The sequence below is a fragment of the Methyloversatilis sp. XJ19-13 genome (genome assembly GCF_024580155.1).
GTDB lineage: Bacteria > Pseudomonadota > Gammaproteobacteria > Burkholderiales > Rhodocyclaceae > Methyloversatilis.
The window spans coordinates 51423-64396 of the sequence record NZ_JANINH010000007.1; the positions used below are offsets into that span (position 1 = coordinate 51423).

Annotated in this window: 6 protein-coding genes; 2 read left to right on the plus strand and 4 right to left on the minus strand. The window is 67.0% G+C overall.

What is annotated here, in order from left to right:
* Positions 1 to 40: 40 nt before the first annotated feature.
* Genes NMQ14_RS11135 through NMQ14_RS11150 form a run of 4 tightly spaced genes read right to left on the minus strand, consistent with a single transcriptional unit; the run spans position 41 to position 8927 of the window.
* Entirely contained in the window at positions 41 to 1468 is a 1428-nt protein-coding gene (locus NMQ14_RS11135) for an efflux transporter outer membrane subunit (RefSeq protein WP_257096110.1), read from the minus strand.
* Positions 1465 to 4563: a multidrug efflux RND transporter permease subunit gene (locus tag NMQ14_RS11140; protein WP_257096112.1), complete on the minus strand. Its 3099-nt coding sequence runs from the start codon at positions 4561 to 4563 to the stop codon at positions 1465 to 1467. The genes NMQ14_RS11135 and NMQ14_RS11140 overlap by 4 nt, the downstream gene beginning before the upstream one ends.
* Positions 4560 to 7634, minus strand: a complete 3075-nt coding sequence (locus NMQ14_RS11145) for a multidrug efflux RND transporter permease subunit (RefSeq protein WP_257096114.1) — start codon at positions 7632 to 7634, stop codon at positions 4560 to 4562. The genes NMQ14_RS11140 and NMQ14_RS11145 overlap by 4 nt, the downstream gene beginning before the upstream one ends.
* A 12-nt stretch (positions 7635 to 7646) precedes the next feature.
* Positions 7647 to 8927: an MdtA/MuxA family multidrug efflux RND transporter periplasmic adaptor subunit gene (locus NMQ14_RS11150; protein WP_257096116.1), complete on the minus strand. Its 1281-nt coding sequence runs from the start codon at positions 8925 to 8927 to the stop codon at positions 7647 to 7649.
* A gap of 399 nt (positions 8928 to 9326) precedes the next feature.
* On the opposite strand from NMQ14_RS11150, the gene NMQ14_RS11155 reads away from it, so the two are divergent.
* On the plus strand, positions 9327 to 10589 hold the full coding sequence (locus tag NMQ14_RS11155) for an MFS transporter (RefSeq protein ID WP_257096118.1): 1263 nt from the start codon (positions 9327 to 9329) through the stop codon (positions 10587 to 10589).
* A 35-nt stretch (positions 10590 to 10624) separates the two neighbouring features.
* Positions 10625 to 12871 carry a glucosylglycerol-phosphate synthase gene (gene ggpS / locus NMQ14_RS11160; RefSeq protein ID WP_257096119.1) on the plus strand — a complete coding sequence of 749 codons (2247 nt, stop codon included), beginning with the start codon at positions 10625 to 10627 and terminating at the stop codon, positions 12869 to 12871.
* The last annotated feature ends 103 nt before the right edge of the window (positions 12872 to 12974 follow it).

Here is a 12974-nt window from a genome sequence, read left to right on the forward strand (position 1 = left end):
TCCGTCGTCCGGCCTAGCCGTCTTCGGGTCTTGCGCACATTCAGGGTGCTGCCGCCAGCCCCTGCCAGCCGCCACCGACCGCCTTGTTCAGCAATGCGCTGGCCGAGAACTGCCGGCCGCGCAGCTGGGCCAGGCTGCGTTCGTTGTCGAGCGCCGTGGTCTGCGCGGTGATCACTTCGGTGTAGTTGGCGATGCCCGCGCGGTAACGGTTCAACGCCAGCGTTTCCGCCTCGCGCGACGCTTCGAGCGCCTGCGCACGCAATGCCGCTTCGTCTTCCAGCAGGCGCAGCGCGCTCAGGTTGTCTTCCACCTCCTGCAGCGCACCGAGCACGGTCTGCCGGTACTGGGCGACCGTGATGTCGTGCGCCGCACGCGCCGATTCGATCTGCGCATCGCGCCGGCCGCCGTCGTACACCGCCTGCGCCACGCTCAGACCGAAAGACCACACGAGGTTGGACGCCGAGAACCACTGGGCGAACTGGTTGCCGGCATAGCCGGTCGAGGCATTCAGCGTCAGCGACGGGAACCAGGCCGCCTGCGCCACGCCGATACGCGCGTTGGCGGCCGCCACGCGACGTTCGGCCGCCGCAACGTCGGGGCGCCGCTCGAGCAGCGTCGACGGCAGACCGACCGGCGTGGCCGGGGGTGCGGCCGGCCAGTCGGCCGATTCCAGCGCGAAGGCGGACGGCGGCGCACCGATCAGCACTGCGATGGCGTTCTGCAACTGCGTACGCGTCAGATCGAGATCAACCGCCTGCGCCTGGGCAGCGCGCAGCTGCGCCAGCGCCTGCACCTCGTCACCGCGTGTCGACACGCCGGCGGCGACGCGGTTGCGCGCCAGCTCGAGCGCGCGCTCGAAGGATGCGACGGTGCGTCGGTACAGGTCGCGCTGATGGTCGGTCGCGCGCAGCTGGAAGTAGTTCTGCACCAGTTCGGCGTGCAGGCTCAGCCGCACCGACGCCAGATCGCCGGCGCTGCCGTCAAGTTCGGCGCCGGCCGCTTCGACCTCGCGTCCGATGCGCCCCCAAAGATCCGCCTCCCAGCTGGCATCCAGGCCGAGCTGGGTGGTGTTGGACTGGTTCGCCGAGCGGCCTTCGATCGCCGCACCGCGGCTGCGCCGGGCCGCTGCCGACAGCCCGATCTCAGGCGTGTAGCCGGCACGCGCCAGCTGTGCGGCGGCGCGCGCCTGACGGAAACTGCCGAGCGCGGACTGCAGGTCCGGGTTGGCCGCATCCAGACGCGCGATCAGGTCATCGAGCACGGGATCGCCGTAGGCGCGCCACCATTCGCCGCGCGGCAGATGGTCGGCCGGCTCGGCGGGCTTCCAGCCTTCGGCGGCACGGAAATCGGCGGGCATGTCGAAGGCCGGTCGCTGGTGATCGGGGCCGATCGAGGTGCAGCCTGCGGCAAACAATGCCAGCAGGAGTGCGCATACGACGGGAGAAGGACGGAGGAGCAGCGTGTTCATGGCGTCACCGTGCGGCCGCGGCCGGCAAACCACCGGCGGCTGTAGCGGCTGAAACGTTCGAGATAGAGATAGGTGACCGGCGTCGTGTAGAGCGTCAGCAACTGGCTGACCACCAGACCGCCGACCACCGCAATGCCCAGCGGCTGGCGCAGTTCCGAGCCTTCTCCGAAGCCGATGGCCAGCGGCAGCGCGCCGACCATGGCCGCCAGCGTGGTCATCAGGATGGGCCGCAGGCGCATCAGGCAGGCCTCGCGGATCGCCTCGCGCGGCGAGCAGCCGCGGTTGCGTTCAGCGTCTAGCGCGAAGTCGATCATCATGATGGCGTTCTTCATGACGACGCCGATCAGCAGCAGCAGGCCGATGATGGCGATCAGCCCGAATTCGATGTTGAACGCCATCAGCGCGAGGACGGCGCCGATGCCGGCCGACGGCAGCGTGCTCAGGATGGTCAGCGGATGGATCAGGCTTTCGTACAGGATGCCGAGCACCAGATAGACCGCGATGATGGCGCCCAGCACCAGCAGCGGCTGGTTCGACAGCGACTGCTGGAAGGCGCGCGCCGATCCCTGGAAACCGGCGTTGACGCTGGCCGGCACGCCGATCTCCCGCATGGCGCTGCGGATGGCTTCCATGCCCTGCGCTAGCGTCACGCCCTCGGCGGTACCGAACGAAATGGTCGTCGACACCTTGCCTCCCAGATGCGAAATCGACAGCGGCATGGTGCCCTGGGTCACCCGCGCGAAACTGTCCAGCGGCACCAGCTGGCCGTCGGCGCCGGCGACGCGCACCGCATCGAGCGCGGAAATGTCCTGCGCGCGTGCCGGATCAACCTCCAGCACCACCCTGTATTGATTCAGCGGTTCATACAGCGTGCTGATCTGGCGCTGCGCGAAGGCGTCGTTGAGCACCTGGTTCACGCCGCCCGGCGTGATGCCCAGCCGCGCCAGCGTGTCGCGGTCATAGACCAGCAGGGTTTGCGAGGCGCGGTCTTCCTGGTCGGTCGACACATCAACCAGCTGCGGCAGGTCGCGCATCGCGAAGCGTACTTTCGGCTCCCACTCGCGCAGCACACGCAGGCTGTCGGCCGTCAGCGTGAACTGGTATTGCGACGATGAACGCAGACCGCCGATGCGCAGGTCCTGCGCCGCCACGAGAAACAGCGACACGCCCTCGATGCGCGTCAGCTTGCCACGCAGCCGGCCGATCACCTGATCGGCCGTCGCCTTGCGCTCCGACAAGGGCTTCAGAATGACGAAGAAGCTGGCGTTATTCGCACCGCCGCCACGTCCGCCGCCGGTGAAGGCGCTGACATTGGCCACCGCCGGATCGGCGCGTACCACCTCGACCGCCTGCGCCATCTTCTTCGTCATCACCTGGAAGGACGTCGTCTGGTCACCGCGCAGGCTGCCGAACAGGCGGCCGGTATCCTGATTCGGGAAGAAGCCCTTGGGCACGATGACGAACAGCCAGAGGTTGAGCGCGATGGCGCCGGCAAAGATCAGCATGACGATGCGCGTATGGCGCAGCGCCCAGTCGAGACTGTGCGAGTAGGCAAGCTGGATGTCGTCGAACACGCGCGCCAGTGCGCGCTGCCAGCGTGCTTCCTGCTCGACCAGCTGGTGGCGCAGCAGGCGCGCCGCCAGCATCGGCGCTGCGGTCAGCGACACCACCATGGACACCAGCACGGCCACCGACAGCGTGAGCGCGAATTCGCGGAACAGCCGACCGACGATGCCGCCCATCAACAGGATGGGAATGAATACCGCCACCAGCGACAGGCTGATCGCCACCACCGTGAAACCGACCTCGCGCACGCCCTTCACCGCCGCTTCGAAGGGTTTCGTGCCGCGTTCGATGTGACGCGCAATGTTCTCGATCACCACCACTGCATCGTCCACCACGAAGCCGGTGGCGATGGTCAGCGCCATCAGTGAAAGGTTGTTCAGGCTGAAGCCCAGCAGGTACATGACCGCCAGACTGCCGGCCAGCGACACAGGCACGACGATGGCGGGTATCAGCGTCGCGCGTGCGTTGCGCAGGAACAGGAACACCACGAAGATGACCATGCCGACGGCGATCGCCAGCGCGATCGCCACCTCGCGCAAGGCGCTGCGTATCGTGGTCGAACTGTCCGACACGATTTCGAGGCGGGCCGAGGCGGGCAAGCTGGCCGCCAGTTCCGGCAGCAGCGCATGCACCCGTTCGACGGTTTCGATCACATTGCTGCCGGGGCGCTTGGTCACCACCAGCAGCACCGTCGGCTTGCCATTGGTCAGACCGAGGTTGCGCACGTCCTGCACCGATTCGGTCACCGTCGCGACATCACCGAGGCGCAGCGTGGCGCCCGAAGTGTGGCGCAGGATCAGCGGCACATAGTCGGCCGCGCGCCGCACCTGATCATTGGCGTCGATCTGCCAGTAACGCTCGCCCGACTCGACGAAACCCTTGGGGCGATAGACATTGCTTTCGTTGATGCGCGCACGCACGTCCTCCAGCGTCAGGCCGTTCTGGTGCAGCGCATCCGGATTCACCTGCACCCGCACCGCGGGCGGTGACCCGCCGCCCACAGTCACTTCACCGATGCCCGGAATCTGCGCCATCTTCTGCGCCAGCACCGTCGAGGCGATGTCGTACAGTCGCGGAATCGGGACCGAGTCGGACGTGATCGCAAGAATCATGATCGGCGCGTCGGCCGGATTGACCTTGCGGTAGCTCGGGTTGGACGGCAGGCTGGTCGGCAGGCTGGCGCGCGCGGCGTTGATCGCCGCCTGCACATCACGCGCCGCGCCTTCGACATCGCGTTCCAGCTCGAACTGCAGCGTGACCCGGGTATTGCCCTGCGAACTGCTCGACGTCATTTCGGTGACGCCGGCGATGCGCCCCATCGTGCGTTCCAGCGGCGTGGCCACGGTTGCCGCCATCACTTCCGGGCTGGCGCCGGGCAACGCGGCGGTGACCGAAATGGTCGGGAAGTCGACCTGCGGCAGTGCGGCCACCGGCAACAGCACGAACGCCAGCGCGCCGGACAGCGCGATGGCCGCCGTCAGCAGCGTGGTCGCGACCGGGCGGTAGACCGACCAGGCCCAGCCGCTCACGCCCGATGCTCCTGCGCCGCAGGGCCGCGCGCCGCGAACAGCCGACCGAACGCGAGATAGATGACCGGCGTGGTGTACAGCGTCAGCACCTGGCTCACCAGCAGGCCGCCGACCATCGTCAGACCCAGCGGGTGGCGCAGTTCTGAACCCATGCCGCCGCCCAGCATCAGCGGCAACGCACCGAGCAGTGCCGCCATCGTGGTCATCAGGATGGGGCGCAGGCGCAGCAGGCAGGCCTGATGGATCGCGTCGCGCGGTGCCATGCCCTGTGTACGTTCGGCGTCGAGCGCGAAGTCGATCATCATGATCGCGTTCTTCTTGACGATGCCGATCAGCAGGATGATGCCGATCACCGCAATCATGTCGAGCGCGTGGCCGGTGCCGAGCAGCGCCAGCAGCGCGCCGATCGCGGCCGACGGCAGCGTGCTCAGGATGGTCAGCGGATGGATGAAACTTTCGTACAGCACGCCGAGCACGATGTACATGGTGGCCACCGCGGCGAGGATGAGCCACAGCGTGTCGCTCAGCGAAGCGCGGAAGGCCTCGGCCGACCCTTCCCAGGTCACGGTCACTGTGGCTGGCATCGCGAGCGCGCGGCGCGTGGCATCGATGGCATCGACCGCTTCGCCGAGCGACACGCCGTCAGGCAGGTTGAACGACACCGTGGCAGCTGGAAACTGGCCCTGCCGGCCGATCGACAGGCGGGCCGGCCGCTCTTCGATGCGTACCAGGCTGCCCAGCGGAATCTGCTCGCCGGTGGGCGACATCACACGGATCTGCGCAATCGCTTCCGGGCCCTGCTGGAACTGCGGCTGCGCTTCGAGCACCACGCGGTACTGGCTGGACTGAGTAAAAATGGTCGAAATCAGGCGCTGGCCGAAGGCGTTGTACAGCGCGGCATCGATATCGGCCACGGTCACGCCGACCCGGGCGGCGGCGGCGCGGTCGATGTTCACGTAGGCCTGCAGGCCGCCGGTCGTCAGATCGGTCGTGACGGCGGACAGCTTGTCCGACTGCTGCAGCGCTGCGACCAGCTTCGGCACCCATTCGAGCAGGTCCTCCTGGTTGGTGGCCTGCAGGACGAAAGGATACTGCGCGCGACTGACCCGATCCTCGATCGTCAGATCCTGCACCGGCTGCAGATGCAGCGTGATGCCCGGCACCTCGCGCGCCAGATCCTCCAGCCGGCGGGCGATCTCGGGCGCGCGTGCGTCGCGGTCAGCCAGGGCTTTCAGACGGATCTGCATGCGGCCGGTGTTCAGCGTCGGATTCTGGCCATCGACGCCGATGAAGGAACTGATGTTCTCCACATCCGGGTCGCGCAGCAGCACTTCGGCCAGCGCCTGCTGGCGCGCGCTCATCGCCGAGAACGACACGGTCGGCTCGGCTTCCGACATGCCCTGGATCAGCCCGGTGTCCTGCACCGGGAAGAAGCCCTTGGGTACCGCGACATAGAGCAGCGCGGTCAGCACGAAGGTGGCCAGGGTGGCAGCCAGGGTGATCGCCTGGTGGTCGAGCACCCAGCGCAGCGTGCGCGCATAGCCGGCGGTGAGGCGGGCGAACCAGCCTTCGTGACCGGCGTCCGGGACGGGCTCGGCCCTCAGCAGGCGCGCCGCCATCATCGGCGTCAGCGTCAGCGACACGAGCGCCGACAGCAGGATGGCGATGGTGAGCGTCAGCGCGAATTCGCGGAACAGCCGGCCGACCACGTCCTGCATGAACAGCAACGGAATCAACACCGCCACCAGCGACACAGTCAGCGAAATGATCGTGAAGCCGATCTGCTGCGCGCCGTCGAGCGCAGCCTGCATCGGCGTCTTGCCCTGTTCGAGGTGGCGCGCGATGTTTTCGGTCATCACGATGGCGTCGTCGACGACGAAGCCGGCAGCGATGGTCAGCGCCATCAGCGTCAGATTGTTCACCGAGAAGCCAGCCATGTACATGAAGGCGAAAGTACCGACCAGCGACAGCGGCACCGCCACTGCCGGAATGACCGTAGCGCGCACATTGCGCAGGAACAGGAAGATGACCAGCACCACGAGCGCGACCGCCATCACCAGTTCGATCTGCACGTCGCGCACCGACGTGCGGATCGATTCGGTGCGATCGGTCAGCACCGCGACATCGACCGCGTCAGGCAGCGAGGCCTGCAGCTCCGGCAGCAGCGCCTGGATGCGCGACACCACGTCGATCACGTTGGCGCCCGGCTGGCGCTGGATGTTCAGGATGAGCGACGGCGTCTGGTTGGCCCAGGCGGCCAGCAGCCGGTTTTCCGGTCCATCGACCACCTCGGCGACGTCCTCGAGCCGGATCGGCGCGCCGTTCTTCCACGCAATCACACTCCTCCGGTATTCGGCCGCCGACCGCAGCTGGTCGTTGGCGTCCAGCGTCGTGGCGCGGGTCGGTCCGTCGAAACTGCCCTTGGCCTGATTGGAACTGGTGCTCACTACGGCGGCGCGCAGCTGTTCAAGACTGAGTCCGTAGGCCGCGACCGCCGACGGATTCACGCGCACCCGCACGGCGCGCCGCTGGCCGCCGGAAATACTGACCAGCCCGACGCCCGACTGCTGCGAAATCTTCTGCGCCAGGCGAGTGCTGACGGCTTCTTCGAGCAGATGCAGCGGCAGCGCACTGGAACTGATGGCCAGCGTCATCACCGGCGCATCGGCCGGATTGACCTTGCTGTAGACCGGCGGCGCCGGCAGTTCCTGCGGCAGCAGCGTCGCCGCGGCATTGATCGCCGCCTGCACTTCCTGCTGCGCGGTATCGAGCGAAATGTTCAGACCGAAGCGCAGCGTGACCACCGAGGCGCCGGCCGAACTGACCGAATTCATCTGCACCAGCCCGGGCATCTGACCGAACTGGCGCTCCAGCGGCGAGGTGATCAGCGAAGTGGTGAGTTCGGGGCTGGCACCCGGGTAGAAGGTGACCACCTGCATCGTAGGGTAGTCGACCTGCGGCAGCGCCGACACGGGCAGCAGCCGGTAGGCGATGAAGCCGGTCACCAGCAGCGCGATCATCAGCAGCGAGGTCGCCACAGGGCGCAGGATGAACAGTCTGGACGGGTTCATGGAAATGGCCGGTCAGCGCGCCGGCGCAGCGTCGCGCCGCCCGGGTGACGACCCGTCCGGCTTGCCCGCGCGGCCACCCACAGCCGGCGCATCGTCAATCTTCACCTTGTCGCCTTCGCGCAGGCGGTCCACGCCATCGGTCACGACGCGCTCGCCGGGCTGCACGCCTTCGATCACCTGCTGCAGTTCGCCCGCCAGCGTGCCGGTCTTCACCGGCCGCATCGCCACCGTCAGGTCGTCACCGACGACGTACACGAAGGTGCTGCTGGCGCTGCGCTGTATCGCAGTGACCGGAACCACGACAGCACCGGACACGGTGTCGACGCGCACCCGCACATTGACGAACTGGTTCGGAAACAGCACGTCGTTGCGGTTTTCGAACATCGCCTTGGCCCTGACGGTGCCGGTGGCGACGTCGATCTGGTTGTCCAGGATGCGCAGCGTGCCGGTGGTCAGCACACTGCGGTTCTCGCGGTCCCACGCTTCCACCGCCAGACCGCCGCGCTGCGCGATGGCGGCGCGCACCGCCGGCAGTTCCGGAGCTGGCAGCGAAAAAACGACCGAAATCGGCGCTTCCTGCGTGATGGTCAGCAGGCCTTCGGTGTCCGACGCGCGCACGATGTTGCCCGGCGTCGCCTGGCGCAAGCCCACGCGCCCGCTGATCGGCGCCGTAATGCGCGCATAGCTCAGCGAAAGCTGCGCCGCCGCGATGCTTGCGTCGTCTGCCTTGATGGCGGCTTCGTACTCGCGCACCAGCGCCTGCTGGTTGGTCACCTGCTGGGTCGCGATCGAATCCTGCTTCAGCAGCGTTTCATAACGGTTCAGGTCTTCGCGCGCATTGGTCAGCAGCGCCTGGTTGCGCAGTTTCGCCGCCTGCGCCTGCGCCAGTTCGACCTCGAAGGCACGTGGATCAATCAGTGCCAGAAGATCACCCTTCTTCACCCGCTGGCCTTCGGTGAAATGGAGCGAGCGCAACTCCCCTTCGACGCGGCTGCGCACCACAACGCTTTCGATGGGCGTCACCGTACCGAGCGCACTCACCGTCACCGGCAGATCCGCCAGCGTGGCCAGTGCGGAACCGACCCTTGATTCGCCACCGAAGCGACGACCTGCGGTGCCGGGTGCGCCGGCTGCCGCACCGGCTGGCCGGGCGCCCGGCGGTCCGCCGCCTTCGGCAGGCGCAGCGGTGCGCTCCCGCGCAACAAACCAGCCGGCTGTCAGACCGGCCAGCACCAGCAGCATCAGTATCCAGGGCCAGCGTGGCTTGCGAACAAAGGGGGGCGTCGTCGTCATGGAATATCGGTCGCAGTAAAATCGGTGGCGCAGGGCGCGAACCACGGTAAAGCGAATGCCCCGGGCTCGACGCGATGCCATTGTCGGCTGCGCATGTTAATCACGTCGCGGCGCGCCGGGCGGACTTGTGAATGGACTGTGAACGGCGGTGAGCGCTCGTCACCGCGTCGCTCGACCGGGTCGTATGTCGATGCCGGAACGCGGTGTTGAGCGGCGCCCGGCTCATGGGGTTCCGCAGGCGACGAAATTGCGTCTGTTAAACTGCAAGGGTCGATTACAGGCTCAGCCAGCAGTTCCACCGCGCGGCCCTGCGTTTTTCCGCGGGACACCCCATCCCGCTGTCCGGTCTCACACCCTGCGTCAGGTCGCTTCCACTCCGTCTTTCGGGAGGGCGAAGCCTTGCTTGTCCATCTGCTGCCGCTCGCGGCATTGCTGTCCGGCGTTGCCCTGCTCTTGCTGGGCAGCGGTCTGCTGACCACCCTGCTCGCCGTGCGCGGCGGCATCGAAGGCTTCGGCAGCCCCTTCATGGGACTGCTCGGCTCGATGTTCTTTGCCGGCTTCCTGGTCGGCACCCATGTCGCACCACGAATGATCCGCCGGGTCGGGCACGTGCGTGCGTTTGCGTTCTTCACGTCAGCGGTCGCCTGCGCCGTACTGCTGCACGAGTTGCTGGTCGTGCCCTGGGTGTGGGCGCTGGTGAGGCTGCTGACCGGTATTTCCATGGTCGGGCTGTACACCATCGTCGAAAGCTGGCTGAACAGCCAGGCGGCGCCGGCACAGCGCGCCCGTGTGTTTTCGGTCTACATGGGCGTGAATCTGGGCGCTCTCGCGTTGTCGCAGCAACTGCTGCATCTGGGACCGGCCAGCGGTCACGTGCTGTTCGGCGTGGCGGCGCTGCTGGTGTCGGCAGCCGTGATGCCGGTGGCCGCGACCCGGCTGATCCAGCCGGTGCTCGACCACAGTGCCTCGGTCGACCTGAAAAGTCTGTACGCCAAGGCGCCGATCGCGCTTGCTGCCGCGTTCGCATCGGGCCTCGCGATGGGCGCCTTCTGGGGCCTGGGCGCTGTGTGGGCCGACGGCAACGGCATCGGGCATCAGGGCATCGCCGCCTTCATGACCGCCACCATTCTCGGCGGTGCGCTGTTCCAGTGGCCTATCGGTCTGCTGTCCGACCGCATTGACCGAGGCCGCGCGATCGCCTTCGTGTCGTTCGGCGCCACAGTGTGCGCAATCGTACTGATGGCAGTTGCCAGCCGCGGCACGCTGACGGTCAGCCTGGCCGGCTTCATCTACGGTGGATTCGCATTCGCGCTCTATCCGATGGCCGTCGCCCGCATGATCGACCGACTTGAGCCGCACGAAGTGCTTTCGGGCAGCAGCAGCCTGCTGCTGATACACGGCGCGGGTGCAGCCGCCGGCCCGCTGCTGGCCGGGTTCACCATGGCGCTGGCCGGCGGCGCAGCCCTGCCGATGTGGTTCGCGGCGACCCAGGGCGCCCTTGCGATCGCAGCCTCGTCGCTGTTGCGCCGGCTCACACCGGACATCCCCCGTCAGACCCGCTTCCAGCCCATGGTGCGCACCGCATCGACCGCCTTCGACATGGTCGACGGCGCGCACCCGAACGACCTTCCTTCCACTCGACCCAGCCCGGAGATCCGCTGACCCGAACCCGCAACCTGCCCTGAAAGGACTTCATCATGCTTCTCGCCACCGATCTTGACGGCACCTTCCTCGCCGGCGACCCGGAAGCGCGCCTGCGCCTGTACCAGCGCATCGCAATCGACCCCGAAGTGATACTCGTGTTCGTGACCGGACGCGGCCTCGAAGCCGTGCTGCCCATCCTGTCCGACCCCACGATACCGGTGCCGCACTACATCATCGCCGACGTCGGCGCGACCGTCGTCGATGGCGCCACACGGCAGGCGGTGCAGCCGCTGCAGTCGGCAATCGATGTCGTATGGCCGGGTGAACTCGCCGTGACGGAAGCACTCGCCGGCTTCGAGCGGCTGCAGCGGCAGGAAGTCCCCCAGCAGCGGCGCTGCTCCTATTTCTGTGATGGCGATGCGGTGACCGAAGACATCCACGCGGCGGCGGCGGCACTGGGCTGCGACGTGCTGTACTCAGCCGACCGCTATCTCGACATCCTGCCGCCCTGCGTGAACAAGGGCAGCACACTGCGCAAGCTGGTGCGTCATCTGGGCATCGACCCCGAGCATGTACTGGTGGCCGGCGACACGCTGAACGACCTGTCGATGTTCGAACAGGGTTTCCGCGGTGTATGCGTCGGCGAATCGGAACCCGCTCTGCTGGCGGCAACCATGGACCGCTCGTGCATCCTGCATGCGTCGCGCATCGGCTGCGGCGGCATCATCGATGCACTGCGCAGCTTCCGCATGATGCGCTTCGATCCGGTCGGCCCGGCCACCGGCGGCGGCGATGCCGAGCTGGTCATCGTCTATCACCGGCTGCCTTACGAAGAATCCATCGAAGACGGCATCGTGAAGCAACGTCGCCCGAGTTCGCCCAACGGCATCATTCCGACGCTGTTGAGCTTCTTCGCCGAAGGCCGGCAGGGCTCGTGGGTGGCCTGGTCCACACTCAATGCCGAATCGACCGATTTCGAAGTGCACACCACGGTCGATCGCCAGCGCTACCCCAATCTGACCTGTGCGCGGGTCGCACTCGACAAGAACGACGTCGACATCTTCTACAAGCGCTTCTCGAAAGAGGCCTTCTGGCCGACGCTGCACACCTTCTGGGAGCGCGCGCAGTTCCGCGAAGACCACTGGCAGGTGTTCCTGAAGGTGAACCGGCTGTTCGCCGAACGCAGCGCAGCCGAGGCTGCGCCGGGTGCCACGGTGTGGCTGCACGACTACAACCTCTGGATGGTGCCGGGGACGCTGCGCGAAATGCGGCCCGACCTGAAGATTGCCTTCTTCCACCATACCTACTTTCCGTCCGCCGACGTGTTCAACGTGATGCCGTGGCGGCGTGACATCGTCGGCAGCTTGCTGCAATGCGACTACATCGGCTTCCACATACCGCGCCAGGCGGAGAATTTCGTCGATGTGGCGCGCGGCGTGGCGCCGCTGAAGGTGCTCGAGTCGCGCAACTGTGCACCGCGCTTCCTGACGTATGGCTGCGCCGTCGGGCTGGACGAGATGACGACAGCAATCGAGGTGCATGGCCGCCGGATCGGCATCGGCGCCCATCCGGTCGGGCTGGATGTGCAGCGTGTCGGTCGCCTGCTGGCCGATCCGGCGACTGCCCGCCGCATGGACAGCCTGCGCCACGAACTGGACGGCCGCCGCGCCATCCTGTCGGTCGAGCGGCTGGACTACACGAAGGGCACGCTGGAAAAGCTGATCGCCTTCGAACAGCTGCTCGAGCGCTACCCCGAAATGCGCCAGAAGATCACGCTGATCACCGTGTGCGTGCCGGCGGCGAGCGAAATGACCATTTACCGTGCACTGCAGACGCAGATCGAGCAGGCGGTCGGTCGCATCAATGGCCGCTATTCGAGGGTGGGCTGGACGCCGGTGCAGTTCTTCTTCCGCGCCATTCCGTTCGAGGAACTGATCGCCTACTACGCGGTGGCCGATGTCATGTGGATCACACCGCTGCGTGACGGCCTCAATCTGGTGGCCAAGGAATTCGTCGCGGTGCAGGGCCTGATGCAGGGTGGCGGCGTGCTGGTGCTGTCCGAATTCGCCGGCGCCGCCGCCGAACTGCACGGCGCCGTGCTGACCAATCCGCACGACATCAACGACCTGCGCGAAAAGTGCTACTACGCATTGAACATGCACCGCGCCGAAGCGGAGTCACGCCTGCGCGAACTGCTGGCCATCGTGCAGTACAACGATGTGCATCGCTGGGGGCAGGAATTTCTGGCGGCCGTCGATGCGACGGTCGGCGCGCCAGAGCGGGTATTGCAGAGGGCGTGAGCGGTGAATCCGCCCGGTCGGCTGGAAGCGCCGCCGCGGGAGCTGTTCCTGTGGGAGCGGCGTCCCCGCCGCGATACGCCCTCTGCAATGAGACCATCGCTGC